Below are 25,431 nucleotides of genomic sequence, written 5' to 3' on the forward strand. Positions count from 1 at the left end.
CCCGCCACCCCGGCCGGCGGGGGTGGTGGTGGGGGGGGGGGGGCCCGGGCCGGGGGCCCCCCGCCCCCCGGCCGGGGGGGGGGGCCCCCCCCCCGGGGGGGGGGGGGGCCCGCACGTTTCCGGGCCGGCCGGGCCGGCGGCGCGTCCGGGGTGCGCCTACCGGTCCGGCCGGGGCCGGCCGGGTGGTCGGTGGGCACGGGGAGCCGACCGGCCACCCGGGGTCTTCGGGTGGTACTGCTTCCCGTCGGTCCTGCCGGTCCTGTCGGTCCGGCCGGTCCTGCGGGGTCCTGCGGTGGTGCTGTTCCGGGTGGGCGGCGAGCCCGGGGGGAGTCGCTCGCCGCCCACCCGGAGTTCTGGGGGCTACCTCCCGGCCGACTGCTCGTTCTCGGTCCGGTCGGTCTTGCTCGGGCGGACGTCCTGCGGGTCGGGGGCGGGCGGGACGAGCGGGACGGTCACGCCGGACTTGCCCGGCCTGCCGCCGGTGTCCTGGCCGTTGTCGCCGCTGTCCTGGCCGCTTCCACCGCTGCCGGCGGTGCCGCCGCTGTTGGCGGTGCCGCCGCTGTTGGCGTTGCCGCTCCCGTTGCCACTGCCGCCGGTCCGGCCGCCACCGGTGTTCCCCTTGCCGGCTCCGGCGGTCGCGCCGGAGCCGGAGCCGGTGCCGGTGCGGCCGGGCTCGCGCGTCGGGGCGGTGCCGCCCTGGTGGTCGCCGTCCTCGTCACCGATCGCGGCGTTGCAGTAGTCCGCCACCCGGTCCGCGCCGCCGGCCGCCGCGACCAGCGGGCCGTACAGCGGATCGCCGGCCAGCCGGCTCGGGCGCTCGCCCTTGGCCGTACCGTCGGTGAAGCCGGTGCAGAGGCCGACCAGGGCGGGCGGGACGGCCGGGTGGCTGCCGCGTCCCTCGGCGGAGGGGGTGCCGGGCGTCGCGGGGCCGGACGGGACGGCCGTCTGCGGTCCGGCGGAGGCGGTTCCGGACGGACGGCCGGAGCCGGACGCCACGGCATCGGACGGGGCCACGCCGGCGGCCGAGCCGGCGGCCGACGAGCCCGGCGCGGAGCCGGTGGCCGCGCCCTCGCCCGCGAGCCCGTGCTCCGGCGCGGACGGGCCGCCGCCCAGCGCGGACGGCAGGCTGCCGGTGCCGGCGGCGACGGCGACACCGCACAGCGCGGTGGCGCCGAGCACGACGGCAGTGGCCTTCGTGCTGAAGGCCCTGGCCAGCGCGGCGGTTGCCATCGATCGTCTCCGGGCGGGGGTCACTGTCGGGTCGGGCGTGAGACCGGCCTCCCGGAACGCGGCCAGGGCGGCCTCCTCCCCGGCCAGTTCGCCGGCCGTCGCGGGGGCGGCGGCCGCGGCGAGCACCCGGGCGAGCTGCCCGGGACCGCCGTCCGGTCCGGTGAGCGAGGCGTCCTGCCCGGCCGACGGGCCGCCCACAGCACCACCGAGCAGTTGCTCAGCGGTGTCACGGTCGATCCGACGGGATCGGTTGGTGCTCATCTCATGTCCTTCAGCGTCGCGGCCCGGCGTTCTGTCACACCCTGCGGAGAACTTTTTTTCGCGGGTTTCCCCGCAGGCCGCCCGGCGGCCTCGCCCGCGCTCACTCCGGGGGCCGTTCCGGGGGCGCCCCCCGGGGCTTCAGGACCCTGTCCGGCCCCCGCGCCGGCCGTCGCGCCGCCGCCCCGCGCGGCCGGGATGCCACCCCCGGACGCGAGCGGCTCGACCAGCTTGGCCAGCCGCCGCAGCCCCCGGTGGGCGGCCATCCGGACGCTGCCGGCCCGCTTGCCGAGCACCCGGGCTGCGCTCTCCGCGTCCAGCTCCATGACCACCCGCAGCAGCACCGCCTCGGCCTGGTCGCGCGGCAGCCGGGAGATCAGGGCCAGGGCGTCGGCGGTGCCGACCGTGGCCAGCGCGGCGCGCGCGGTGTCGTCCCCTGCCGCCAGCTCGACCAGCTGCTCGAACGGTAGGTCGGCGACCGGACGGCGGCGCCGGGCGCGCAGGTGGTCGAGGGCGCGGTGGCGGGCGACGGTGGCGGCCCAGCCGCGGAAGCCGTCCCCGTCGCCGGAGAAGCCGCGCAGGTCACGCGCGATCTGCAGCCAGGCCTCGGAGGCGATGTCCTCGGCGTCCTGCGCGTCCTCCGGCCGGCCGCCGACCAGGACCCGCAGGTAGCGCAGCAGGCCCGGCTGGACGGTCCGGAAGAGCAGCCGGAACGCCTCCTCGTCCCCGCCCTGCGCGGCCCGGACCGCCTCGGTCAGGTCGGGAGGCGCCGGGGCCGGGCCCGGTGGCGGGCCGGTGGGTGGTACTGGTCCGGACCGGCCGACGGGGCCGTCGGTGCCCGCTCCGGGGCGCTCTGCACTCTGCACTCGCCACATGATGCGCCATTCGGGCGAACGCTTCGGCTCTGGCCGAACGACCGGTCCGGCCGGGGCCGAGGCCCCGAGGACTCCTGCCGTTCGCCCACGGCCCACGAAGGCCCGTCCGGCCTGCGTCGTCGGTAGGCGAAGCAGCCCGGACCGCCGAGACGCCCGGACGCCGGGTCCGCCGACGCGCCCGGCCCGCCACCGTGACCCCGCTGCCTGGACACCCTGGGCCGCGAGCTGTGGACCTTCCCCGTCGAGGAGTGGGAACTTCCCTGCCGAGGAGTGAAAAGCAGCAGGCCCCGGGCGGTGTCACGACGCGCACCATGACAACTGTCACGCGGATGACGCAACGGACGGCACTGCTCCGACGGAGGGCCGGACGGAAAAACTGGAGGCACGACGCGGGCAGCGGCCCGCGGCCACCAGTCGGGGGAGGAACCCACCGTGAGCCAGACCGTCAGCGTCAGCGCCGTCACCGGCACCGTCGCCCTCACCAGCGCCGTCACCGGCACCACCGCCGCTCCCGCCCGGGACGCCGCCGCGGGCGCCGCCCGCGCCAAGGCGCCCAACCCGCTGGTCTCCGGGCTCCGCCCGCTCGCCCTCGACGTGGCCGCCCCGCTGGCCGGCTACTACCTGCTGCACTCGGCCCTCGGTCTGAGCGAGTTCGCCGCGCTGGCCTGGAGCAGTGCCTTCCCGGCCGCCCGGACCGTCCTGGGCCTGCTGGGCGAGCGCAGGCTCAACCTGTGGGCCGCCCTGATGCTGACCGTGAACCTGGCGGGCCTGGCGCTGACCTTCGTCACCGGCGACGCCCGGCTGATGATCGCCAAGGACGGCGGGCTGAGCGGCACCGTGGCACTGGCGATCCTGGTCTCCGCGCTGATCGGCCGACCGGTGATGACCCCGATGCTGATGCCCTTCCTCACCAAGGGCCGGCAGGAGCGCTCCGCCGCCTGGCAGCGGCTGGTCGAGGGCCGGGCGGCCGGGTCGCGGGCCTTCCGCCGCCACGAGCGCCTGTTCTCGGGCATCTGGGGCACCGCGCTGCTGACCGAGTGCGCGGCCCGGGTGGTCGGCGCCTTCACCCTGCCGGTGTCGACCATGGCCTGGCTGTCCACCGTCCTCCTGATCGGCGCGATCGTGGCCGGTTCGATGCTCGGCCAGATCGCGGTCGAGCCGATGGAGCGGCTGGTCCGCACCGAGACCGAGGCCCCGACCACCGTCTGACCACGCGATTCCTCCCTCCCTCCCCTTCCCTCCTCCCTGAACAACCGGTTCCGAGGACTCGAACAGCGAGGAACCATCCGGATCTCCCGGGAGTCGTCATATAACGAGGGGGTAACGGGACCCCCGACGAGAAAACGGGGAGCCCCATGTACCGGACGACGCACGCGCCGAGCAGTACCGTGGACCGCACGCTCGTCTGGGACGGCTGCCTGAACGTCCGCGACCTGGGCGGACTGCCCACCGTCTCCGGCCGGCTCACCGCCCACCGCGCGATAGTCCGGGCGGACAACCTGGACCGCCTCACCGCCGAGGGTTGGGACGCCCTCCTCGACCACGGCGTCCGCACCGTGGTCGACCTGCGCAACGCCGAGGAGTACAGGCCTCTCCTCCCGCTCCCCGAGGGCGTCGAGCTGATCCGCGTCCCGCTGGACGAGCTCGCCGGCCCCGCCTGGTGGGAGGCCCACGGACGGCTGGACGGCACCCCGCTCGCGCTTCGCCCGTACCTGGACCACTGCCCGCACGCCGCCGCCACACTGATCTCCGCGATCGCCGGCGCCCGTCCCGGCGGCGTGGTCGTGCACTGCGGCGCCGGCCGCGACCGCACCGGCCTGGCCGCCGTGCTGCTGCTCGCCCTGGCCGGGGTCGACCGGGGCGCGATCACCGAGGACTACCTGCTGAGCGGCCCCAACATCCGTCCCCTGTACGGGATGCTGGGCCTGCCGGACCCGTACCGCCGGATCGACACGGTGCTCGCCGAGGCCGGGACCACCGCCGAGGCCGCCCTGGCGGCCACGCTCGACGGGTTCGACCCGGCCGGCTACCTGCTCGCGGCGGGCGTCGCACCCGAGCGGATCGCCGCCGTCCGGGAACGGCTACTGCCCGCCGCGTAGCGCGGGCCCCGACGCCGCCACAACCATCGTCAACCGATGGTTGACGACCTACGGGTCGACAACCTACGGTTGACGCATGGAGAATCCCGTTGTTCCCAACACCACTCCGCTGCGCCTCGACGACCTGATCGCCGCGATCAAGAAGGTCCACACCGACGCGCTCGACCAGCTCTCCGACGCGGTCATCGCCGCCGACCACCTCGGCGAGCTCGCCGACCACCTCATCGGCCACTTCGTCGACCAGGCCCGCCGCTCCGGCGCCTCCTGGACCGACATCGGCCGCAGCATGGGCGTCAGCAAGCAGGCCGCCCAGAAGCGCTTCGTCCCCAAGGGCCCGGGCACCCCGAACGACCTCGACCCTAGCCAGGGCTTCAGCCGGTTCACGCCCCGGGCCCGCAGCGTCGTGGTGGCCTCGCAGGAGGAGGCCCGCAAGGCGGGCAACGCCGAGATCACCACGGCGCACCTGCTGCTCGGCCTGGTCGCCGAGCCCGAGGGCATCGGCGCGAAGGCGCTCGCCGCCCAGGGCGTCACCCCGCAGGCCGCCCGGGAGGCGGTCACCGCCGCCCTGCCGGCCGCCGTCGACACGCTGCCCGCACTGATCCCGTTCGACGCCGAGAGCAAGAAGGCGCTGGAACTGACCTTCCGGGAGGCGCTCAAGCTCGGACACAACTACGTCGGCACCGAGCACATCCTGCTCGCGCTGCTTGAGCTGGAGAACGGCCAGGGCGTGCTGGCCGGGCTGAAGGTGGACAAGTCCGAGACGGAGACCTTCGTCTCGGAGGCGATCGCCGCCATCATCGCCGCTCGGAACGAGGAGTCCGGGCCGCAGCAGTGAGGCCACGGCGCCCTGCCCCGGACGGAACTCCCCTCCGGGGCAGGGCACTTCCGCTCAGAACCCGGAGACGTGGGTGGTGACGATCCGGACCCGGCCGTCCTCGGCCGCCTCCAGCGCCGCCCGCAGCCGGGCCGAACGGGCCGGGCCGAGGAGCCCCAAGGCGTCCTCGACCGGCGCCCAGCGGTGGGTGTCCAGCTCGCCGGCCGGGACGGTCACGGGGGTGCCGTCCGGGACGGTCCCGAAGTCGAACATGAAGTGCTGGGCGGGGTGGTCGAGTTCGGCAGAGGCGTGGGTCCAGGAGATGGCCAGCAGCTCGCCCGCCTCCCGGACGATGCCGGTCTCCTCCTCCAACTCCCGCACGGCGCACTCGACCGGGCCCTCGCCGAGGTCGATCGTGCCGCCCGGGAACTGCCAGTGCTCGCGGTACCCGGCCTTCACGATCAGGATCCGTCCGGACTCGTCCCGCAGCAGGCAGCCCGCCGCCGCGTAGATCCGGGGCAGGGACGCCAGCCATTCCTCGCGGGATTTCAAGGGCTCAGCCGTCACGGGGCTCCTCCTGGGGCGGGGTGGGTGCGGTCGCCTCCACTCTGCCACCCGACCGATGAGCTGCGGCCGCCCCGGCAGTCCTATCCGGCATGGAGACCACGCCGCGCGAAGCCGTACTCACCTGTGACCTGGGCGCGTTGACCGCCCCCGACCTGGCCGTCGTCGACGCCCTGGCCCGGCTGCGGCTGGCCGCCGCCCGGCACGGCGTCGCCGTGGTGCTGCTGAACGCCGGCGGCCCGCTGCGCGAACTGCTGGCGTTCAGCGGCCTCGCGGCACTGCTGCCGGGCGCCGCCGATCCGCTGGACCTGGACCCGGACCTCGCTGAGCTACTCGGCGACGGGCGCCGCCTCCCCGGTGGGCTCGGCCTCCAGCCGGGGCGGGAGGCCGAAGAGCGGGAAGAGCACGTCGGTGTCCAGGAAGTGGGTGAACCCGGTGATCCGGCCCTCCGACACCTCCAGCACGACCAGTGACCACGGCTCGTGCCCGCCCGCCGGGCTCGGCCGGTACTGGCCGAAGGCCCGGCCGCCGTTGGCCGTCACCGGGAGCAGCCGGGAACCGCGGCAGCCGTGCCCCGGGCCCAGCATCCAGTCGCGGATCTCGCCCTGCCCGCGCAGCCACATCGCGAACGGCGGCATGTTGAGCGTGACGTCCTCGTGCAACAGCGCGGCGAGCGCATCCATGTCGTACGCCTCGAAGGCGCGGACGTAGCGGTCCAGCAGCGCGCGGTGGTCCTCGTCCAGCTCGGGGGCCGGCCGGGCGGCCGAGGCGTCCGTGGCGAGCACCGCCCGCGCCCGCTGGAGCGCGCTGTTGACCGAGGCCACCGTGACGCCGAGCAGTTCGGCCACCTCGGCGGCCTTCCAGCCGAGCACCTCGCGCAGGATCAGCACCGCCCGCTGCCGGGGCGCGAGGCGCTGGAGCACGGCGACGAACGCCAGCTTCACCGACTCGCGCTGGGCGGCCACCTCGGCCGGGTCCCCCGTCTCGGGCAGCACCCGGCCGTCCGGCACCGGACCGATCCACGTCATCTCGGGCAACTGGGTGCCGTGCGCGGTGGCCACCGTGACCGGGCCGGCCAGGTCCATCGGCCGGGCCCGGCCGTTGCGGCCGTTCAGCGCGTCCAGGCAGACGTTGGTGGCTATGCGGTACAGCCAGGAGCGCAGCGCGGCCCGCCCCTCGAAGCCCTTGTGCCCGCGCCAGGCGCGGACCATGGTCTCCTGCACCGCGTCCTCGGCCTCGAAGACCGAGCCGAGCATGCGGTAGCAGTAGCCGGTCAGCTCGGTGCGGTACCGCTCCAGCCGGAGCTCGACCGGCTCCTGCGTGATCACGTCGGCCATGGTGCGCCCGCCCCCGTCGTCCTGCCGTGTGCCCTGGTGAACCGGACGAACGTAGCGCACGCGACTGACAATCGCCCTTCGGGAGCGGCCGGATCGGTGCCGGCCGGCTCAGTGCTGTCCGTACACCTGGCCGGAGCCGAAGCCTGCGGTCACCAGCTTCCACAGGGTGGGGAACTCCTCGCCGGTGATGCCGGTCGGGTTGAGCCCGACGACCACGCTGCGGGAGAAGTCGCGGGTGGCGAAGACGCCGGTGGTGTAGCCGGGCCGGGAGCCGTTCTTGCCCCAGACCTCGGTGCCGTTCGGCAGGACGGTGCGCAGCAGGCCGGCGGTGCTGTAGCAGGCGTGCCCGGCGGTCGGGCCGATCTCGCAGTTCTTGTTGTGGTCGTTCGGCACGTCCGGGACGGCGAACACCTCGGCCTGCTGGGCGGGCGGCAGCAGCCGGCCGCGGTAGAGCGCGTCGAAGAAGCGCTCCAGGTCGGCGGCGGAGGAGATCATGCCGCCCTCGGCCCACGGGTACGGGCTCTGCTCGGTGACGTCCACCCGGGCGGTGCTGCCGTCGGCGTTCCGGACGTCCACGTAGCCGGTGGCGTGCGGGCCGTGGACGGTCAGGTCGTCGGCGGCCGGGACGTAGGTGGCGTGCAGGCCGAGCGGGCCGGTGATGCGCCGCCGCACCTGGTCCGCGTAGTCGTCGCCGGTGACCTTCTCGATCACCAGCGCGGCGACGAAGTAGTTGTTGCCGTTGTACTGCTGCGCGGTGCCGGGCGCGAAGTTCATCGGCTGGGTGAGCATGTCCGCCACCACCTGCTGGGGGCTGAAGTAGGTCGCCCTGTGCGCGGCGAACCACGCCGTGCTGCCGTCCCCCGAGGTCATCCCGCCGCCTCCGGGCAGGCCGCTGGTGTGGTTGAGCAACTGCCGTACGGTGACCGCCGGGTAGTCGGCCGGCAGCAGTCCGGGCAGGTAGTGCTGGACGGTGCCGTCCAGGTCGACCCTGCCCTCGGCGGCGAGCTGGAGCAGCACCGTCGCGGTGAACACCTTGGTGACACTGCCGATCCGGAACCGGGCGTTCGCCGGCACCTCCTCCCCCGAGGTGCCGCGCCACCGCGCACCCGGGCCGTCGACCCGGACCAGCGCACCGGTGATGCCGGCGGGCAGGGAGCCGAGGGTCGCGGCGATCGATTCCCGGTCCAGTGGGCCGGGTTGGGCCGTCGCGGGCGCACGGGACGGACCGGAGGCGGTGACGGTGGTGACGGCCGGGGAGGCTCCCGCGGCCAGGGCCGGGGTCGCGACGCCGACCGTGGCGGCGGCGAGCAGTGCGCCGGCTGCTGCGAGGGTGGACCAACGACCGGTACGGGTACGGGTACGGGTACGGGTGTTCATGCGGATTCTCCCCAATGGCGGCTCGCCCGGCGGGTGGAGGACCACCCTGGCGGCGGCCCGCCCGGTCGGCGGTGGCTCTGATGGAAGAGAGTCTTCGGGGCGGCGCCGGGCCGCGGCATCCGGGAGCGCCCCCGAACCCTCCCCGAGAACGCCCCTGACCGCGCGTCAGGGGCGGCGCGGCCGTGGTCCGGTCGCCCGCCCCTGCGGTGGGGTGCGGCTCAGTGGGCGGAGTGCTTCTCCGCGCCGCGGTGCCGGTGCCCCTTGAGCTCGGCGTGCATCGCCGGGGTCGCGTGCATCGCCATGCCCGGCGCGTCCCTTCCGCCGTGCCGGAACGCCTCGCCGGCGCCGTGCCCGCCGGCGGCGTGGGACATCGCACCGGCGCTCGGCTCCGGCGCGAGCCGGATGGGCGGGCTCACCATGCCCCGGCGCTCCAGCAGCTCCTGCGTGCCCTGGCGGAACTTGGCGGTGCTGCCTGGCGTTCGCTTGATCATCGTCGGCCTCCCTTCGTCGGCCGCCGGCCGGACGGATGCCGGGCGGCGGGGCCGCATGGGCGTTATGTCCGGATTTTATCCGGGCTGCGGGCCCGCGCCACCGCGGAGAAGCCACCCGGCCACTGCGGGAGCCGTACGCAAGTGCGGTACGCGGGAGCCGTACGCAAGTGCGGTGCGCGGGAACCGTACGCGGGAGCCCGCCTCAGCCCATGACCTCGTGGACGAAGCACCAGCGCCAGTCCTCCCCCGGCTCGTAGGAGCGGATCACCGGGTGGGAGGTGTTGTGGAAGTGCGCGGTGGCGTGCCGCTGCGGCGAGAAGTCACAGCAGCCGACGTGACCGCAGTCCAGACAGATCCGCAGGTGCACCCAGTCCCTGCGGCCCTGCGCCAGGCAGTCGGCGCAGCCGTCGACGGGCGGCCGGGGCTCGATGTTCCTAGGGGCCAGAGCGAGGTCTTCGCAGGCGCTCATGACTGAAGGCTATGCCGCCCCGGCGCGGAGCGCCTGCTCAGGGCCTTCGCCCTCCGGAGCGGTGTGGACGACCGGCAGCCGGCCCCGCCACGTCAGCCTGCGCCGCCTGATCGCCCTGCCGGCCCGGCAGGCGCAGGACCACGTCGTACCGGCACGGCGGATTCCCCGCTCCTGGTCCACGGGCGGCATGGGAGCATGCCACCCGTGGCGATCGTGACGGGGAGAACGAACGGCGAAACCGGCGGGGGCGACCCCGGCGGTTCGCCCGCGCGGCGGGAACGCGGCGCGGGGACGCAAGGCAGCGGCAACACCAGCGACACCAGGAGACCGGCCGACGGCAGCGCCGGGACGGTCACCGCCCGGATACCCCAGCAAGCCGGCACCGGCCGGTTCCGGGCCCGCCCACTGCCCGCCACCGACCGGGTCCGGCAGCCCGTCGCCCTGATCCGGCTGCTCGGCGGCCTGGTCGCCATCGCCCTCACCCTGCTGCTCGCCGACTACGCCCGTGCCACCACCGGCGGCATCGCCGCCGACGTCGCCGAGGCGGCCGCGCTGGTACCGCGTCCGCTGGCCGGCCTGGCCGGCGGGCTCACCACCGCCGCCGTCCTGCTGCTCCCGGTCGGCCTCGCCGTCCGTCGGCTGCTGGGCCCCGACCGGCGGCGCGCCCTCCAGCAGGTCTCCGACGGGCTGCTCGCCGCCGTCCTCGCGTACGGCGCCACGCTCGGCCTGGACCTGTGGGCCGACAGCCTCGCCCCGGTCTCGCTGCTCACCGCGCTCACCCAGCCCCTGCCCGGCGGGCTCGGGCACACCGAGCCCGTCTACGGCTACCTCGCGCCGGTCCTCGCCTTCATGACCGCCTCCGGCAGCCGGGAACGCCGCCTGCCCTGGACCGTCCTCGCCCTCTCCGGCCTCGCCGGACTGACCGGCGGGTACGCCACCCCCACCGCGCTCCTGCTCGGGCTGCTGATCGGCTGGACCGGCGCCCACGGCACCCTGTACGCGGTCGGCACCCCCGACCCCTGCCCCCGGCCCGGCGAGGTCCTGCGCGCCCTGCGCGACAGCGGCCTGCGGCCGGTCGAGGCCCAGCAGGCCGGCCCCGACCGCTACCGGGTCCGGCAGGCCGACCACCGCCCCGACCTCGACGTCCAGCTCCTCGACTGGCAGGCCGTCACCGCCGCCGCCGTCCAGCGCGCCTGGCGCCGGCTGCGCCTGCACACCGCCCCCGACCCGCGCGTCCTGCGCTCCCCGCGCACCGGGCTGGAGCACGAGGCACTCGTCACGTACGCGGCCCTCGCGGCCGGCGTCCGCACCCGCCGCATCGCCGCCACCGCCGGCCTCGGCCCGGACACCGCCCTCATCGCGTACGAGCGGCTGGCCGGACGCACCCTGGACGAACTCGCCGACGAGGAGATCACCGACGAGCTACTCACCGACGCCTGGCGACAGCTCGCCCTGCTCCAGCGCCGCGAGATCGCCCACCGCGCCCTCGTCCCCTCCTCCCTGCTGGTCGACGACTCGGGCGCGGTGCACCTGGTCGACTTCGCCGACGGCGACATCGCCGCCACCGAACTCGTCCTGCACTGCGACCTCGCCCAGCTCCTCACCACCCTCGCCCTGCGCGCCGGCGCCGCCCGCTCCGTCCGCACCGCCATCGCCGTCCTCGGGCCCGACCCGGTCGGCGCCGCCCTCCCACTGCTCCAGCCCATCGCCCTCACCCACACCACCCGGCGCGCCCTCAAGCAGCACGCGAAGCGCACCGCCACCCGGGCCGGCGGGCCGGACCCCCACCACGGCGCCCCCGCCCCCAGCGGTCTGCTCGACGAGATCCGCGCGGAGGTGCTGCGCACCCGCCCGCAGGTGGTGGGCCGGCCGGTGCGGCTGGAACGGGTGCGGCCGCGGACCCTGCTGGTCGTCGTGGGCGGGGTGGTGGCCGGCTGGCTGCTGATCCCGCAGCTGTTCGCGTCCGAGGACAACCCGGTCTCCACCCTCGCGGACGCCGATCCCTGGTGGCTGCTGCTGGCGCTGGCCGCGGCGGCGACGAGCCACGTCGCGGCGGCGATGGGCTTCGTCGGTTTCGTGCCGGAGCGGCTGAACTTCCGCAACGCGGTGCTGGCGCAGGTGGCCGGATCGTTCGTGAAGCTGGTGTCGCCCGGCGGCGTCGGCGGTGTCGCGCTGAACACCCGCCTGCTGCAACAGGCGGGCATCCCCACCGCCCAGGCGCTGTCCAGCGTCGGCGTGGGGACGCTGATCGGCCTGGTGCTGCACCTGCTGCAGCTGGGGGCCTTCGTCTACCTGCTGGGCTTCGAGCCGGGCGGCTCCGAGCTGGACGTGCCGCCCGCGGTGGTCGGCGGGCTGGCCGGGGCGGCGGCACTGCTGGCGGCGGTGTCCGCGATCCCGGTGGCCCGGCGGTGGCTGGCGACGCGGCTGCGGCCGCTGACGGCCGAGGTCCTGCCGCGGCTGCTGGACCTGCTGCGCAGCCCGACCCGGCTGGCGGTGGGGGTGACCGGGCAGCTGCTGGTGTCGATCTGCCTGATCGCCTGCCTGTACTGCTGTGCCCGGGCGATCGGCCGGGAGCCGTCCTTCGCCGCGGTCGCGGTGGTGTTCCTGGTGGGCAACGCGGTGGGCAGCGCGGCACCGACTCCGGGTGGGGCCGGCGCGGTGGACGGGATGCTGCTCACCCTGTTCCAGCAGACCGCGTCGATGGAACCGGGCGGCGCGCTGGCCGCGGTGGCGCTGTACCGCCTGCTGACGCTGATCCTGCCGGTGCTCCCGGGCTGGGCGGCCTTCGTCTGGCTGCAACGCCGCCGGGCCCTCTAGCCGGGCCGGCCCTGCGGCCGGGCCCGGTCACCGGGGCCCGAGGCCCGGCCCGGCGCCCGTCGGCTACTCCCGGTACTCCTCCTCCACGTCGCCGTGCCGGACCGCCCGGGTCTGTTCCACGACGTCCGCGACGTTGGTCGCCGGGTCCGCACCGAGGGACCGGCGTTCGGCCACCTCGTCGTACGTGTCGCCCTCGGGTGCCTTCTCGTCGGGCTCGACGGTCTCGGCGGTCTCCTCGATCAGGTATTCCTCGTGCTGTTCCTGCGGCATGGCATCCGTCCTCACTGTTCGGAGGCCTTCACGGGCCCGGCTGGCGGTACTGGCAGTATCCGCCGCCCGGCACCCGGACGCGAGGTGCCGATCCCGCCCCGGCGTGTTGCCGGGGCGGGGTCAACGCCTGGCCGGCCGGCTCGATCGGCCCACGAAGATTGACCCGCGAAACAGCACCCTGAATGACCCAGGGGCCGGGTGCATTCCGCGCCTAGGGTCATAGCCATGACGACGAACGAGATCACCAGGACCACCGAAGCCACCGAGACCCCCGCCCGCCTCGACTACGCCCGCACCGCCCCCAAGGTGTTCCGCGCGATGATCGCCCTGGACGCCGCCGCCCGCGAGGGCCTGGACCCGGCCCTGGTCGAGCTCGTCCAGATGCGCACCTCCCAGCTGAACGGCTGCGCGTACTGCCTGGACATGCACGCCAAGGACGCCCGCAAGGCCGGCGAGACCGACGAGCGGATCTACCTGCTGCCGGTCTGGCCGGAGGCCCCGGCCGGGGTGTACACCGAGCGCGAGCGGGCCGCCCTGGCGCTCGCCGAGGAGATCACCCGGATCGGCGGCGGCGTCTCGGACGCGGTGTACGCCCGGGCCGCCGCGCACTTCGCCGAGGCCGAGCTGGCGCAGCTGATCTCGGTCTGCTTCACCATCAACGCCTGGAACCGCATCAACGTGGCCACCCGCAAGACCCCCGGCACCGCCTGACCGCACCGCCTGACCGCACCGCCACACGGGAGCGGCGGCAGGGCGGCGGCAGGGCGGCGGTGGGAGCGCCGTCACGGGGCGGCGGCCGGAACGCCGTCCGGGCCACCAGGGGTACGATCGGTGCCGTACAAAGGGCTAACCCACACCCACCCGGTGGCCCCGAGGCCCATACGAACGACGGGGAAATCATGTCCGGCTCGCACTACTTCACCGGTGCACCCGAGGTCGCCAGCGACCGCCGGCCGATCACGGTCTCCCTGCCGGACCTCACCCTGGAACTGACCACCGACACCGGGGTGTTCTCCCGCAACCGGCTCGACCCGTGCACCCGGATCCTGCTGGAGCACGCCCCGCAGCCGCGGGTGCGCGGCCCGATCCTGGACATCGGCTGCGGCTACGGTCCGATCGCGCTGACCTGGGCGAGCCGCCGCAAGCGCCTCCCGGTCTGGGCGGTGGACGTCAACGAGCGAGCCCTGGAACTGGTCCGGCTGAACGCCGAGGCACTGGGGCTCGGCAACGTCCAGGCCGCCCTGCCCGACGACGTCCCCGAGGACGTCCGCTTCGCCACCATCTACTCCAACCCGCCGATCCGGATCGGCAAGGCCGCGCTGCGCCGCCTGCTCACGCACTGGCTCGGCCGGCTGACCCCGGACGGCTCGGCGTTCCTGGTGGTGCAGAAGCACCTGGGCTCGGACTCGCTCCAGAAGTGGCTGAACGAGCAGGGCTACCCGACCACCAGGGTCACGTCGGTCAACGGGGTGCGGATTCTGGAAGCGCGGCCCCGCCCCGAGGTGGGCGAGGGCTCCGAAGAGAGTGGACGAGGTACGACGACGTGAAGCAGCTGCGCGGGACCGAACTGAAGCGTCTGCACCGCTCGTGGCGGCGCAGCAACGAGTTCCGGCTCGCGATGATCCTGGAGAACCTCCAGTCGCCGTTCAACGTCGGCTCGGTGGTCCGCACCGGCGCGGCGATGGGCGCCGAGAAGCTGTACCTGACCGGGGACACCCCGTCGGTGCGCTCGGCCGGAGCCCAGAAGGCCGCGATGGGCACCGACAAGTACCTGAAGGTCGAGCACTTCCCGACCGTCGCCGAGGCGGTCGCGGCGGCCAAGGCGGACGGTTTCAAGGTCGTCGGCCTGGAACTGGCGGACGAGGCCGTGCCGATGTTCGCCGCCGAGCTGACCCCGGCGGTGGCCTTCGTGCTCGGGCACGAGGACCGCGGGATCACGCCCGAGGCGCTGGCGCTGTGCGACCAGGTGGTGTTCGTGCCGCAGCTGGGCCGGGTCGGCTCGCTGAACGTCTCGGCGGCCGCGACGGTGGCCTGCTACGAGGCACGCCGGCAGGGCTACGCGATCAGCGGCACCCCGGACGGCGACCTCGCGGCCGACCTCGGCGACGACGAGTAGGCGAGTAGCCGAGTAGGCGCATAGACGAGTAGCGCCCCGCGGCGTGAGGGGAGCCCGGGCCGTCCGCCGACGGCCCGGGCTCCCGGCTCCGATCAGCCCTTGACGTTCCGTCGGGCGGCGCCGACCAGGAACACCACCGCGAGCATCGCCGCGGACAGCGCCCCGACCAGCAGCGGGCCGGGACCGGCCGGGCTGCCGTTCACGCGGACGGCCCCCATGAAGTCGACGGCGGCGACGTTGTTGACGAGGATCCACCAGAGCGGCAGGTAGACCGCCTGGAAGAGCCGATGGCTCCGGCTCACCACACCGAGCGCCATGGCCAGCGAGGGGACGAACAGTGCGCCCCCGAGCCAACTGGCCGCCCCCGCGGCGTCGCCCGCCACCAGCATGCGTATCAGCGGGGCGGCGCCCGTCACCGCGGTGAGCACCAGCCCGGACGCCCATTCGGCCAGCAGCCGGCGCCGGGCCGACGGGTAGGCGCCGAGCAGCACCTCCAGGCCGTTCTCGACCTGCTGGCTGCCGAGCCGGGACCAGATCAGGACCGGCCACAGCCACGTCAGCGGCAGGAGCAGGCCGGTGACGGCCTCCATCGGCAGCGCGAACCCGGCCACCGTCAGCCCGGCGGCGACCAGCCACCACCAGCGGGAGACGCCCTGCACCAGGATGCGGGCCTCGCCCGCCAGCAGCCGGCCGAACGCCCCGGCCCGCCGCGGTTCGGTCCGCGGCAGGACGCCCGGCGCGGTCGCCCGGCGCGCACCCTCGAACTCCGCCCCGTCGAGCACGGACGGCTCACCCGCCGCCCCGGCGGCAGCCGGCACCGGCGCCGCGCCACCGGAGCCGCGCGCGGGATCGAACCTGCCGAACCACAGGGCCGGCAGCAACGCCACGGCGAACGCCGCAAGGAACAGTGCCAGCCGGCCGAGGAGGAACCCGGAGGAGGGGTCGAAGCCGTCCCAGTGGAAGGTGCCCAGCGGCTTGTCGACCTTGGTCAGGCCGAGGCTGAACCCGCCCGGGTCGGTCGTCTTCTGCTGGGCCTCCAGCGCCGCGCCCATCGACCGTGCGACCTCGTGCACCCCGAGACCGTCCAGCGGCGCGGAGGCCGACTGCCCGCCGATCGCGAGCACCACGGCCAGCACGAACCAGACGACGTTCCCGAAGCCGCCCCGCAGCAGCGGCACCGTCTCGAACAGGAGCGCCGCCGCCGCGGTGACCGCCATCACGGGCAGCGACAGCAGCAGGAAGGGCTCCGCCAGGGCGACCGGGTCGACCGCGCGGTCCTCGCCGCGGGCGAGCTGCATCAGCAGCGCGGTGACGGCCAGCACGCCGACCATGGAGGCGAGCACCAGCAGGTTGCTCAGGAACTTGGCCAGGAGGTAGTGGGAGGTGCGCAGCGGGGTGGCGGCGAGGACCTGGCCGACACCGGTCGTCTCGTCCCGCGCGATGCCGCTGCGCACCACGTAGAAGCCGCCGAAGGTGAGCCAGAGCGCACCGGCCAGGGCCGTGACCGCGCCGACGTACGCGCTGTTGTAGACGCCCCGGCTGCCACCCACGTCCATGATCGTCCAGTGGCCGTCCGCGTTCGGCACGGCCAGGTAGCCGAGCCCGACCGCGGCGAGCAGTGTCACCGCGTACACCGGCCGGCGCACCCGGTCCCGGAAGTCGCCGACCGCCAGCCCTGCGAGCACCGACCCGGGCACCGCCGCGCTCATCGCCGCACCGCCCGCTGCCCGGTACCGCTTCGCTCCCCCGACCGGTGGATGATGCCCAGGTAGGCGTCCTCCAGGTCGGGCGGCACCCGGACCGCGTCGGGCTGTGGCGGCTCGGCGGCGAGCAGCCGCAGCCGTACGCCGTTCCCGGTCCGCACCATCCGGCCGACCACGTGGCGGGCCTGGACGGCCAGGAGGTCCGCCGGGGCGACCACGGCCTCCCAGACCTGCCCGTCGATCTCCCTGAGCAGTTCGTCGGGCGTGCCCCGGCGCAGCAGCCGGCCGTGCGCGACCACGGCGATGTCGGAGGCCACCGACTCGACGTCGGAGACGATGTGGGTCGAGAGCATCACGACCCGGTCCGCCGCGAGCTCGCTGAGCAGGTTGCGAAAGCGCACCCGCTCCTCCGGGTCCAGACCGGCGGTCGGTTCGTCGACCACGATCACCTTGGGGTCGGCCAGCAGTGCCTGCGCGATGCCGACCCGGCGGAGCATGCCCCCCGAGTACGTGCCGAGCGGGCGCTTGACCGCCTCGGTCAGGTTGACCAGCTGGATCAGCTCGTCGATCCGGGCCCGGGCGGAGCGGGCGCCGATCCCCTTGGCCGCCGCCAGGTAGGACAGGAACTCCCGCGAGGTCAGGTTCGGATAGACCCCGAAGTCCTGTGGCAGATAGCCGAGTTCCCTGCGCAGCCGGTCCGGCTCGGCCACCGCGTCGGCGCCCAGGTAGCGGACCCGGCCGTCCGTGGGCCGGGTGACCGTCGCCACGATGCGCATGAGCGAGGACTTCCCGGCACCGTTCGGCCCCAGCAGGCCCAGCATCCCGGGGCCGAGGTGCATCGTGATGCCGTCGACGGCCCGCTTGCCGCCCTTGTAGACCTTGGTGATGTCGATCAGTTCGAGCATGGTCTCCGTCTTCCCGGCCTTCCCCGCAGAAGGGCCCGTCGGTTTCAGCCCTTGGGTTTCAGCCCTTGGGTTTCAGCCCTTGGGTTTCAGCCCTTGAGGTCCGTCTCGCGCCCGTCCCGCAGGACCGCGACGCCCTTGGGGACCTCGACCCGGTACTTCGTGTCGCAGTTGGCGAGCCCGGAGCACCCCGCCCGGAGTTCGAGGACGCCGTCCTTCAGCTCCCAGGACTCCTTGACGCTGCCGATCTTGCCGCTCGTGTCGAACCAGCGGGTGACCTTGACGTCCGTGCGATCGGCCGCGACGAGGTCGGCGGGGGCCCCGTGCGACCTGACGTTCAGGCTCCTGCCCGCGAACTCGAAGGTCTTGTCCTCGGGCGGGGCGTCCGTGGCGTTGGCGCAACCGGCGAGCGGAACGAGGGCGGCCACCGCGAGGGCGATCAGGGCGGGTGCGGGTTTCGGGCGTCGGTCCACCGTGTCCTCCTTACGTCTGCGATCGGGTGCGCCGCTCGGGGCGCGCGTCCCGGGGCACTTGAGCACGCTCGCCAGCCTGGCCGATCCGCGGGCGTCTGCCATCTGCCGTTCGGCAGATATCCCGTTTGACCAAAGGGGGAGTTTCCTCCACCGACAACGCCTCCCCGCCATCGCCAGAATGGCCTCACGGCCGGTACGACCGGGCCGCGCAACGGCACCACTGGGAGGGAACCGCGTCCATGGACAACACACTGCAACTCGGGGAGGGCCCCGCACCGGCCGAGGTCACCGGGTTCTCCGTACCCGCCGGACTCACCGCCCTCCGACGGTCCCTGACCCTCAGCCGGCTCTCCGCCCTCGCCCTCGTCCGCTCCCTGGGCGTCACCGGCGCGATCCCGCTCGTCGGGCCGGGCCTCGGCCTGGTCCCCCGGGCCATGGCCCGGGTGCGCGACCTGACGGACCGCCAACGCACCCTGGCCGAGGAGTGGTCCGGCATCCGGTTCCCCGGACCGCCCGGCCCGCTGCCGCCGGTGCCCGCCGGCGCCTCCGGCGCCATCGCCCGCTACCGCTGGATCACGGGCGACCCGCAGACCCGGCGGGAGTTCGGCTGGGTCCTCACCGAGCCGGTCGTCGGCGGCCTGCTCGCCTTCCTGCCGATCGCCGTCCTGCTCAGCGGCCTCTGGGGCGTCTTCCTCGCCTTCTTCGGCGTCCCGCTGTCCGCCGAGTGGGACGGCCTCTGGTACCAGTTCATCCCGATCGAGGGCACCGCCACCGCCGCCCTCGCCGGCCTCCTCGGCCTGCTCCAACTCCCGCTCGCCCTCTGGCTCGCACCCCGAACGGTCCACCGGCACGCCCGCCACACCCGCTCGATGCTCGCCCCGGGCGAACAGGAGCTGCTGGCCGGCCGGATCGCCCACCTGACCGCCACCCGCAGCACCGCCGTCGACACCCGGATGGCCGAGATCCGCCGGATCGAGCGCGACCTGCACGACGGCGCCCAGGCCCGGCTGGTCGCGATGGGCATGACCCTGGACGCCGCCGAACACCTCCTGGAGACCGACCCGCAGGCCGTCCGCGCCCTGCTGGTCGAGGCCCGCCAGTCCTCCGCCAAGGCCCTGGAGGAGCTCCGCGACCTGGTCCGCGGCATCCACCCGCCGGTCCTCGCCGACCGCGGACTCACCGACGCGGTACGGGCGTTGGCGATGGTCTGCCCCGTCCCCACCGACGTCTCGGTGGACCTTCCCGGCCGCCCCGAGATGCCCGTCGAGTCGGCCGCCTACTTCGCGGTCTCGGAGCTCCTCACCAACGTCGTCAAGCACTCCGACGCCGGCCGCGCCGGAATCGAACTCCGCTACGATCGCGGCGTGCTGCGCATCACCGTCTCGGACAACGGACGGGGCGGCGCGGACGCCGGCCGGGGCACCGGGCTGCGGGGCGTCGAACGGCGGCTCGCCACCTTCGACGGGGTCGTCTCCGTCAGCAGTCCCCCCGACGGTCCGACCACGGTCATCATGGAGCTTCCGTGCGCATTGTCCTCGCCGAGGACCACTTCCTCCTGAGGGACGGCCTGATCCGCCTCCTCCAGGCATACGGCCACCAGGTGGCGGCCGCCGTGGACAACGGCCCCGACCTCCTCCGGGCCCTCACCGAGCAGCGGCCGGATGTCTCGGTCGTCGACGTCCGGCTGCCCCCGACCTTCACCGACGAGGGCCTGCGCGCCGCCATCACCGCCCGCCGCACCACGCCCGACTTCCCCGTCCTGCTCCTCTCCCAGTACGTCGAACCCCTCTACGCCCGCGAACTCCTCGCCACCGGCGGCCGCGGTGTCGGCTACCTGCTCAAGGACCGCATCACCAACGGCGCCCAGTTCCTCGACGCCATCCACCGCGTCGCCGCCGGCGGCACGGCCATGGACCCCGAGGTCGTCGCCCAGCTCCTGGTCCGCAAGAACCGCGACACCGCCCTCGCCACCCTCTCCACCCGCGAACGCGAAGTCCTCGAATCCCTCGCCCAGGGCCGCTCCAACGCCGGCATCGCCCAAGCCCTCTTCATCACCGAGAAGGCCGTCGCCAAGCACATCGGCAACATCTTCACCAAGCTCGACCTCCTCCCCACCGACACCGCCAACCGCCGCGTCCTGGCCGTCCTCACCTACCTCGACCAGTGACCCCGCCCCACCCCGGGCACGCAAAAGGCCCAGGCCGGAATCAATCCGACCTGGGCCTTCACTGAGCCGCCTGCGGGATTCGAACCCGCGACCTACGCATTACGAGTGCGTTGCTCTGGCCAACTGAGCTAAGGCGGCACCGTTGCCGACGTGTGGTGGCAACGCGGGCCAGTCTACACAGGTTCGCGGGTGATCCGTAACGGGATACCGGGGCCGCGGTCAGGCGGAGGAGACGGCGAGTTTGGCGGCGAAGCCGGCGAAGAGGACGGCGACGCCGCTGGTGAGGGTGGCGGAGAGTCGCTTGCGGCGGCGGAAGGCGGTGGCGAGGGTGGTGCCCGCGAAGATCAGGAGGGAGAGGTAGAGGAAGCTGAAGGTCTGGAGGATGCCGCCGAGGAGGGCGAAGGAGAGGGCGGGCCGGCCGTAGGCGGGGTCGACGAACTGGGTGAAGAAGGAGAGCAGGAAGAGGATGGCCTTCGGGTTGAGGAGGCTGATCACCAGGGCGCGGCGGAAGGGCTGCTCGGTGGCTTCGGGGGCCGGTTCGGCGGTGGGGTCGGCCGCGGCCCGGCGTTCGCGCCAGAGCTGGCGGGCGGCGCGGAGCATGCCGTAGCCGATCCAGAGCAGGTAGGCGGCGCCGCCGAACTTGACCACCGCGAAGACGGCCGGGTTGGCCTTGAGCAGGGAGGCCGCGCCCAGCGAGGTGAGGCTGATCAGGGTGAGGTCGCCGACGAAGACGCCGGCCGCGGCCCGGTAGCCGGTGCGGATGCCCTTGCGGGCCGCGACGGACAGCACGTACAGGGAGTTGGGGCCGGGCAGCAGGATGATGACGAGGGCGCCGAGGACGTACGTCGCCAGGTCGTTGACTCCGAGCACGATGAGCTCCGGTGCAGGGGAGGGGGGTGGGGGAGGCTCATCGTAACGTCGTACCGGTAATCGGTTGAAGTGAGAACGACCTGTCGGTCTCCCGCCGCCGGGCCGGCCCCTACCGGTCGCAGCGCTTGCCCTGCTCCGGGGCCTCCCCGGTCAGCAGGAAGCGGTTCACCGCTCCGTCCACACAGGTGCTGTGCCGGCCGTACGCGGTGTGGCCGTCGCCGTCGAAGGTGAGCAGGCGGCCGGACTCCAGCTGGCCGGCCAGTGACTGGGCCCAGGCGTACGGGGTGGCCGGGTCGCGGGTGGTGCCGATGACGACGATCGGGGCGGCGCCGGCGGCCCGGATGGTGTGCGCCGTGCCGGTGGCCCGGACCGGCCAGTAGGTGCAGGCCAGGGCCATCCAGGCCATGTCGCGCCCGAAGTGCGGCGAGACCCGCTCGAACTCCGGCACCGCTCGTCGGACGTCCTCCGGTCCACCGAACGGCGCGGGCAGGTCGAGGCAGTTCACCGCGGTGTTGGCGAACATCAGGTTGGGGTACGAGCCGTCCGCCTTGCGCCCGTAGTAGTCGTCCGAGAGCTTCAGCAGGCCGGTTCCGTCCCCGGCCTTGGCGTCGGTGAGCGCGGTGCGCAGCCTGGGCCAGAGGACGTCGGCGTACATGGCCCGGATGACACCGGTGGTCGCCTGGGGCCCGGTGAGCCGGCGGCCGTCGTCGGCGGTGGTGGGCAGCGAGCCGGTGCGGACGCCCGCGAGCAGGGCGGTGAGCTGCTCGCCGACCTGCTGCTCGGTGCGGCCGAGCGGGCAGTCCTCGCGCTGGGCGCAGTCCTTGGCGAAGGCCGCCCAGGCGGTCTCGAAGCCGCCCGCCTGTACGCGGTTGCCGGTGACGGAGTCGAGCGCCGGGTCCATCGCGCCGTCGAGCACCAGCCGCCCGACCCGGCTCGGGAACAGCCCGGCGTAGGTGGCACCGAGGAAGGTGCCGTAGGACTTGCCGACGTAGTTCAGCTTCTCGTCGCCGAGCAGGGCGCGCAGCACGTCCATGTCGCGGGCGCCCTCGACGGTGCTGAGGTGGCCGAGCGCCGCCCCGGCCTGCTTCCGGCAGCCCTCGGCGAACTCCTTGTCGGCCGCGATCAGCACGTCGATCCCGTGCTGGTCGCCGGGGGGCAGGCCGACGGCGGTGTAGGCGTCCATCCGGTCACCGCTCAGGCAGCTGACGGGGTTGCTGCGGCCCACCCCGCGCGGGTCGAGGCCGACCAGGTCGTACCGGGCCCGCACCCCGCGGTCGTACGTCCGGGCGGCGGCCTCCAGGTACTCGATCGCCGAGCCCCCGGGCCCGCCCGGGTTGAGCAGCAGGGATCCGAGCCGCGGGCCCTGGGAGCCGGAAGGAGGGACGGCGCCTGATGGAGAGGCAGAGGAGCCGGATCCGGAGCCCGGCGGTTCCGCCGCCGCGCGGGCGGCCGCCAGGGTGAGGTCCCCGTCCCCCGGGTGGTCGTAGTCCAGCGGAACCCGGAACGTTGTGCACTCGAATCCGCTGTCGCACGGCTGCCAGGCCAGGCGTTGCGCGTAGTACGGCGCCAGCGCGGCCGGGACGGCGGCGGGCAGCGGCTCCAGCGGAGTGGCTCCGGCCGCCGCGGCCGCCGAGTCCGAGGAGGACGCCGTCGGCGCCCCGGACGGACCGGAACTGCACCCGCCCGCCAGCAGCCCGACGACGACCAGCGCCGCAGCCAGTTCCCGTGCCCGTGCCCGCCCGGAAGTCCTCATCCGCCACCTCTCCGCAATCGACCAGCACGTGGAACAACCCGTGGAACAACCCGTGGAACAACCAGCGGATCAACGCGTGGAGCACCCCGGAGGAAACGCCGCTGCCCGGCACCCGTCCCGGGGTACCGGGCAGCGTAGTGCCGCCGGACCTGCCCTCAGGACGCCTTGGCCAGCGCCTCGGCCAGGAACTGCGCCGCCTGCCGGACCAGCCGCAGCCGCTCCCGCTCGGGGGTGAAGTCCTGCACGTTGTCCGAGATCCGTACGTCGGCCTTGGCCGCCGCTCCGGGGCCCGCCTTCAGCGCGGACTGGAGCCGGCGGGCCGCGTCCAGCCCGGCGGAGTCGGCCTTGGCGGCGGCCAGCAGCAGCTTGGCCGCACTGCCGGCCGGGGCCTCGGCGCCGGCCCGGGTGAGCGCGGTGGCGTCGTAGCGGCCGGAGACCGCCGCGGCCGCGGCGTACAGGTCGGGCCGGGACAGTACGGCGGCGGCCGCGCAGGGCGCACCGCCCTCGACACCGAGGACGCCCCAGGAGGCCGGGCCGGGCGGCAGGGCCCGGAAGGTGGTCACGATGGTGGTGCGCAGCGTCGCGTCGTCGGCGACGGCGGCCGGGGCCGCGGCGACCAGCTCGCAGGGGTGCGCGGTGCCGTTCGGCGCCTCGGGGGCGACCAGGATGAACGGGTGGGCCTTGCCGCTCTGGAGGGCCGAACCGATGCCCTCGAAGACGTCCGGGACCTCGGCGTCGGCGGTCTTCTGGGGCGCGGCCGCGTGCATCACGACGACCGGGAAGCGGGCGTTCGGCTCCTTGGCGTACTGCGGCGGGAGCCAGACCCGCACGTTGCGGGGTTGGCCGTCGGGGCCGAGCACGGCGGACTGGAGCAGCTCGCCGCCACCGGGGTGGCCGACGCTGTCGAAGCGGCTGACCACGGCGGGAGCCTCGGCAGCTCCAGCGGCGGCCGGGGCAGCGGGCGGGGCAGCGGGCGGGGCGGCGGCCTCGGGCGGCGCCGCCTGCTGCTGCTGCCGGATCACCCCCGCATCGGGCCCGGCACCCGGCCCCGCATCCGAACCCGCGCGCGTCGCGCCCACGACCGGCTCCGCCCGGTTCGGCTCGTGGGTGCCCGGCCGGAGGCCGCCGAAGGCGCCGAGCGAGGTGAGCACCGTCAGAGCGGTGACGCACACCCCGCAGACCATCGCCCCGGCCGCCCGCACCAGCATCGGCCAGCGCTCACCGGCCAGCTCGTAGGTCTCGGCGGCGCGCAGGTCGCGCCAGCGGAGTTGGGCGCCCCGGGCCAGCCAGATCCCGCCGAGGGCGGCGGCCAGCAGGGGGATGACGAGGAGCGAACGAACCACGGAACGCACCACCTCTGGAGGGGGCCGCGCCGAACCGGAACCGGCGCGTACGGGGGGCGACCGCCCCGGCAGCGGGCGCAGTCGGCCCCCAGCGTGCACAACGGGCGGACGGTCACACGACGGTGTGCCCGGCGAGTGTCGCTCGTTCACTCGAAGGTGGGACGGCCCACGCCGCGGGAGGCCTACGGGCATCGCCCGTCGGAGTAGTGGCCCGCCCGGTGGAACGGCTCTCGGGGCGACGGCCCGCCCCGGCGCTCAGCCCGCGCGCAGCGCCACCGTCATCGCCTCGACCGCGAGCAGCGGGTCCACGTTGCGGTCCAGCGCCTGGCGGCAGGCCAGCACCGCCTCGATCCGGCGCAGCGTGCCCTCCGCCGGACCGGCCTGGGCCACCCGGTTCAGCGCCTGCCGCTGGTCTTCGTTGGCGAGCGCGCCGGTGGAGCCGAGCTGGATGGCGAGCACGTCCCGGTAGAAGCCGAGCAGGTCGAGCAGGGCGACGCCGAGGGTCTCCCGGCGGGTGCGGGTGGCCCGGCTCTTCTGCCGTTTCTCCAGCTCCTTGACCGCACCGGCCATGCCGCGCGGCGCCTTGCCGCCCTCGGCGGCGCCGTAGGCGGCCTTGAGGTCGTCGGTCTCCTTGGCGTCCTGGGTCTCGGCGAGCGCCTCGGCATCGGCCTTGGCGGTGTCGACCAGGCGCTGGGCGGCGGTCAGGCAGCCGCCGATGTCGCCGACCTCCAGCGGGATGCGCAGTACCTCGGCCCGGCGCGTCCGGGCCTGCTCGTCGACGGCGAGGCGGCGCGAGCGCTCGATGTCGCCCTGCCCGGCGAGCGCGGCGAGCCGGGCGGTCTCCGGGTCGACACCGTCGCGGCGGACCAGGGTGTCGGCGACCGCCTCGGCTGCGGGGGTGCGCAGCACCAACAGGCGGCAGCGCGAGCGGATGGTCGGCAGCACGTCCTGGACGGAGGGGGCGCAGAGCAGCCAGACGGTGCGCGGGGAGGGCTCCTCCACGCCCTTGAGCAGCGCGTTCGCGGCGGCCTCGGTGAGCCGGTGGGCGGCGTCCACCAGGATCACGGACCAGCGGCCGCCGGTCGGGTAGCTGGAGGCGCGCAGCACCAGGTCGCGCATGTCGCCGACGCCGATGGAGAGGCCGTCCGTCCGGACGTACTTCACGTCGGCGTGGCTGCCGGCCAGCACGGTGTGGCAGCCGTCGCAGAACCCGCAGCCGGGCGTGCCGCCGAGCGCGAGGTCGGGGCTGGTGCACTGGAGGGCGGCGGCGAAGGCGCGCGCGGCGGTGACCTGCCCGGCGCCGGGCGGGCCGGTGAACAGCCAGGCGTGCGTCATCAGGGAGGCGTTCGCGCCCTCGACCGGGGCGGCCCCGCGACCGGCCTCGACCGTCGCCCCGGCCGCCCGGGCGGCCGCGGTCAGCTGTTCGACCACCCGCTCCTGGCCCACCAGGTCGTCCCAGACGGCCACTGCTGCTCCCAAGCTCCGTACGGCAGCGCTCGTGGC

24 protein-coding genes and 1 tRNA gene are annotated in these 25,431 nt (G+C 74.7%); 9 read left to right on the forward strand and 16 right to left on the reverse strand.

The genetic code is table 11. The features are described from left to right. Positions 1-360: 360 nt before the first annotated feature. Positions 361-1,491 carry a hypothetical protein gene (locus ACIRRH_RS08360; RefSeq protein WP_403063456.1) on the reverse strand — a complete coding sequence of 377 codons (1,131 nt, stop codon included), beginning with the start codon at positions 1,489-1,491 and terminating at the stop codon, positions 361-363. Then, on the reverse strand, positions 1,488-2,363 hold the full coding sequence (locus ACIRRH_RS08365) for an RNA polymerase sigma factor (protein WP_403063459.1): 876 nt from the start codon (positions 2,361-2,363) through the stop codon (positions 1,488-1,490). Before ACIRRH_RS08365 ends, ACIRRH_RS08360 begins: the two co-directional genes overlap by 4 nt. A 432-nt stretch (positions 2,364-2,795) precedes the next feature. Between ACIRRH_RS08365 and ACIRRH_RS08370 the strand changes: the two genes are divergently transcribed. The 3 genes from ACIRRH_RS08370 to ACIRRH_RS08380 all read left to right on the forward strand — a co-directional run bounded on the left by ACIRRH_RS08370 (position 2,796) and on the right by ACIRRH_RS08380 (position 5,297). Then, positions 2,796-3,572 (forward strand): VC0807 family protein, encoded by a 777-nt coding sequence (locus ACIRRH_RS08370; protein WP_403063462.1) that lies wholly within the window; start codon positions 2,796-2,798, stop codon positions 3,570-3,572. Between the two features lie 146 nt (positions 3,573-3,718). Continuing rightward, positions 3,719-4,462: a tyrosine-protein phosphatase gene (locus ACIRRH_RS08375; RefSeq protein ID WP_403063465.1), complete on the forward strand. Its 744-nt coding sequence runs from the start codon at positions 3,719-3,721 to the stop codon at positions 4,460-4,462. Positions 4,463-4,538: 76 nt separating this feature from the next. Further along, complete coding sequence (locus tag ACIRRH_RS08380) at positions 4,539-5,297, forward strand: Clp protease N-terminal domain-containing protein (RefSeq protein ID WP_403063468.1); 759 nt, start codon at positions 4,539-4,541, stop codon at positions 5,295-5,297. A gap of 54 nt (positions 5,298-5,351) precedes the next feature. On the opposite strand, the gene ACIRRH_RS08385 is transcribed toward ACIRRH_RS08380, so the two are convergent. From ACIRRH_RS08385 to ACIRRH_RS08405, 5 genes are all read right to left on the reverse strand, one after another. Next, entirely contained in the window at positions 5,352-5,843 is a 492-nt protein-coding gene (locus ACIRRH_RS08385; RefSeq protein ID WP_403063471.1) for an NUDIX domain-containing protein, read from the reverse strand. Positions 5,844-6,169: 326 nt separating this feature from the next. After that, positions 6,170-7,177, reverse strand: coding sequence for a sigma-70 family RNA polymerase sigma factor (locus ACIRRH_RS08390; RefSeq protein WP_403063474.1), 1,008 nt, complete (start codon positions 7,175-7,177; stop codon positions 6,170-6,172). A gap of 108 nt (positions 7,178-7,285) precedes the next feature. Next, positions 7,286-8,554: a serine hydrolase domain-containing protein gene (locus tag ACIRRH_RS08395; protein ID WP_403063477.1), complete on the reverse strand. Its 1,269-nt coding sequence runs from the start codon at positions 8,552-8,554 to the stop codon at positions 7,286-7,288. 218 nt (positions 8,555-8,772) lie between these two features. Beyond that, a complete protein-coding gene (locus ACIRRH_RS08400; protein WP_403063480.1) occupies positions 8,773-9,045 on the reverse strand; it encodes a hypothetical protein in 273 nt (90 codons plus the stop codon). 202 nt (positions 9,046-9,247) lie between these two features. Further along, positions 9,248-9,514: a UBP-type zinc finger domain-containing protein gene (locus ACIRRH_RS08405; RefSeq protein ID WP_403063483.1), complete on the reverse strand. Its 267-nt coding sequence runs from the start codon at positions 9,512-9,514 to the stop codon at positions 9,248-9,250. Positions 9,515-9,718: 204 nt separating this feature from the next. On the opposite strand from ACIRRH_RS08405, the gene ACIRRH_RS08410 reads away from it, so the two are divergent. Continuing rightward, the gene (locus ACIRRH_RS08410; RefSeq protein WP_403063486.1) at positions 9,719-12,331 is read left to right on the forward strand and encodes a lysylphosphatidylglycerol synthase domain-containing protein; all 2,613 of its coding nucleotides are present in this window, start codon (positions 9,719-9,721) and stop codon (positions 12,329-12,331) included. A gap of 63 nt (positions 12,332-12,394) precedes the next feature. Here the strand turns inward: ACIRRH_RS08410 and ACIRRH_RS08415 are convergent, their stop codons facing one another. Beyond that, positions 12,395-12,601 carry a hypothetical protein gene (locus ACIRRH_RS08415; RefSeq protein WP_224278377.1) on the reverse strand — a complete coding sequence of 69 codons (207 nt, stop codon included), beginning with the start codon at positions 12,599-12,601 and terminating at the stop codon, positions 12,395-12,397. Positions 12,602-12,826: 225 nt separating this feature from the next. Between ACIRRH_RS08415 and ACIRRH_RS08420 the strand changes: the two genes are divergently transcribed. The 3 genes from ACIRRH_RS08420 (at position 12,827) to ACIRRH_RS08430 (ending at position 14,717) form a co-directional block, all read left to right on the forward strand. After that, a complete protein-coding gene (locus tag ACIRRH_RS08420; RefSeq protein ID WP_403063489.1) occupies positions 12,827-13,312 on the forward strand; it encodes a carboxymuconolactone decarboxylase family protein in 486 nt (161 codons plus the stop codon). Positions 13,313-13,500: 188 nt separating this feature from the next. Continuing rightward, positions 13,501-14,148, forward strand: coding sequence for a class I SAM-dependent methyltransferase (locus ACIRRH_RS08425; protein ID WP_224278374.1), 648 nt, complete (start codon positions 13,501-13,503; stop codon positions 14,146-14,148). Continuing rightward, the gene (locus tag ACIRRH_RS08430) at positions 14,145-14,717 is read left to right on the forward strand and encodes a TrmH family RNA methyltransferase (RefSeq protein WP_224278372.1); all 573 of its coding nucleotides are present in this window, start codon (positions 14,145-14,147) and stop codon (positions 14,715-14,717) included. Before ACIRRH_RS08425 ends, ACIRRH_RS08430 begins: the two co-directional genes overlap by 4 nt. 92 nt (positions 14,718-14,809) lie before the next feature. Here ACIRRH_RS08430 and ACIRRH_RS08435 read toward each other — a convergent pair whose 3' ends face one another. From ACIRRH_RS08435 to ACIRRH_RS08445, 3 genes are all read right to left on the reverse strand, one after another. After that, positions 14,810-16,426: a hypothetical protein gene (locus ACIRRH_RS08435; RefSeq protein ID WP_403063493.1), complete on the reverse strand. Its 1,617-nt coding sequence runs from the start codon at positions 16,424-16,426 to the stop codon at positions 14,810-14,812. Continuing rightward, the gene (locus tag ACIRRH_RS08440; RefSeq protein ID WP_403063496.1) at positions 16,423-17,325 is read right to left on the reverse strand and encodes an ATP-binding cassette domain-containing protein; all 903 of its coding nucleotides are present in this window, start codon (positions 17,323-17,325) and stop codon (positions 16,423-16,425) included. Before ACIRRH_RS08440 ends, ACIRRH_RS08435 begins: the two co-directional genes overlap by 4 nt. Positions 17,326-17,411: 86 nt before the next feature. Beyond that, positions 17,412-17,795 carry a hypothetical protein gene (locus tag ACIRRH_RS08445; RefSeq protein ID WP_403063499.1) on the reverse strand — a complete coding sequence of 128 codons (384 nt, stop codon included), beginning with the start codon at positions 17,793-17,795 and terminating at the stop codon, positions 17,412-17,414. Positions 17,796-18,034: 239 nt separating this feature from the next. On the opposite strand from ACIRRH_RS08445, the gene ACIRRH_RS08450 reads away from it, so the two are divergent. Continuing rightward, entirely contained in the window at positions 18,035-19,354 is a 1,320-nt protein-coding gene (locus ACIRRH_RS08450; protein WP_403063502.1) for a histidine kinase, read from the forward strand. Next, entirely contained in the window at positions 19,318-19,962 is a 645-nt protein-coding gene (locus tag ACIRRH_RS08455; RefSeq protein WP_403063505.1) for a LuxR C-terminal-related transcriptional regulator, read from the forward strand. The genes ACIRRH_RS08450 and ACIRRH_RS08455 overlap by 37 nt, the downstream gene beginning before the upstream one ends. A gap of 64 nt (positions 19,963-20,026) precedes the next feature. Here ACIRRH_RS08455 and ACIRRH_RS08460 read toward each other — a convergent pair. The 5 genes from ACIRRH_RS08460 to ACIRRH_RS08480 all read right to left on the reverse strand — a co-directional run bounded on the left by ACIRRH_RS08460 (position 20,027) and on the right by ACIRRH_RS08480 (position 25,395). After that, positions 20,027-20,100 (reverse strand) — tRNA-Thr (locus ACIRRH_RS08460). Positions 20,101-20,181: 81 nt separating this feature from the next. Further along, entirely contained in the window at positions 20,182-20,832 is a 651-nt protein-coding gene (gene leuE, locus ACIRRH_RS08465; protein ID WP_403063508.1) for a leucine efflux protein LeuE, read from the reverse strand. 109 nt (positions 20,833-20,941) lie between these two features. After that, positions 20,942-22,585 (reverse strand): alpha/beta hydrolase, encoded by a 1,644-nt coding sequence (locus ACIRRH_RS08470; protein ID WP_403063511.1) that lies wholly within the window; start codon positions 22,583-22,585, stop codon positions 20,942-20,944. 155 nt (positions 22,586-22,740) lie between these two features. Next, positions 22,741-23,928, reverse strand: coding sequence for a hypothetical protein (locus ACIRRH_RS08475; RefSeq protein ID WP_403063513.1), 1,188 nt, complete (start codon positions 23,926-23,928; stop codon positions 22,741-22,743). Positions 23,929-24,183: 255 nt separating this feature from the next. After that, entirely contained in the window at positions 24,184-25,395 is a 1,212-nt protein-coding gene (locus ACIRRH_RS08480; protein ID WP_403063712.1) for a DNA polymerase III subunit delta', read from the reverse strand. Positions 25,396-25,431 lie beyond the last annotated feature (36 nt).

Source organism: Kitasatospora sp. NPDC101235 (assembly GCF_044767505.1).
Classification (GTDB): domain Bacteria; phylum Actinomycetota; class Actinomycetes; order Streptomycetales; family Streptomycetaceae; genus Kitasatospora.

Coding starts and splice junctions, on each gene's coding strand:
- ACIRRH_RS08390 (WP_403063474.1), bottom strand. CDS start 7,177: ATGGCCGACGTGATCACGCAGGAGCCGGTCGAGCTCCGGCTGGAGCGG.
- ACIRRH_RS08415 (WP_224278377.1), bottom strand. CDS start 12,601: ATGCCGCAGGAACAGCACGAGGAATACCTGATCGAGGAGACCGCCGAG.
- ACIRRH_RS08425 (WP_224278374.1), top strand. CDS start 13,501: ATGTCCGGCTCGCACTACTTCACCGGTGCACCCGAGGTCGCCAGCGAC.
- ACIRRH_RS08450 (WP_403063502.1), top strand. CDS start 18,035: ATGGACAACACACTGCAACTCGGGGAGGGCCCCGCACCGGCCGAGGTC.
- ACIRRH_RS08395 (WP_403063477.1), bottom strand. CDS start 8,554: ATGAACACCCGTACCCGTACCCGTACCCGTACCGGTCGTTGGTCCACC.
- ACIRRH_RS08470 (WP_403063511.1), bottom strand. CDS start 22,585: ATGAGGACTTCCGGGCGGGCACGGGCACGGGAACTGGCTGCGGCGCTG.
- ACIRRH_RS08375 (WP_403063465.1), top strand. CDS start 3,719: ATGTACCGGACGACGCACGCGCCGAGCAGTACCGTGGACCGCACGCTC.
- ACIRRH_RS08435 (WP_403063493.1), bottom strand. CDS start 16,426: ATGAGCGCGGCGGTGCCCGGGTCGGTGCTCGCAGGGCTGGCGGTCGGC.
- ACIRRH_RS08405 (WP_403063483.1), bottom strand. CDS start 9,514: ATGAGCGCCTGCGAAGACCTCGCTCTGGCCCCTAGGAACATCGAGCCC.
- ACIRRH_RS08380 (WP_403063468.1), top strand. CDS start 4,539: ATGGAGAATCCCGTTGTTCCCAACACCACTCCGCTGCGCCTCGACGAC.
- ACIRRH_RS08420 (WP_403063489.1), top strand. CDS start 12,827: ATGACGACGAACGAGATCACCAGGACCACCGAAGCCACCGAGACCCCC.
- ACIRRH_RS08440 (WP_403063496.1), bottom strand. CDS start 17,325: ATGCTCGAACTGATCGACATCACCAAGGTCTACAAGGGCGGCAAGCGG.
- ACIRRH_RS08365 (WP_403063459.1), bottom strand. CDS start 2,363: ATGTGGCGAGTGCAGAGTGCAGAGCGCCCCGGAGCGGGCACCGACGGC.
- ACIRRH_RS08400 (WP_403063480.1), bottom strand. CDS start 9,045: ATGATCAAGCGAACGCCAGGCAGCACCGCCAAGTTCCGCCAGGGCACG.
- ACIRRH_RS08360 (WP_403063456.1), bottom strand. CDS start 1,491: ATGAGCACCAACCGATCCCGTCGGATCGACCGTGACACCGCTGAGCAA.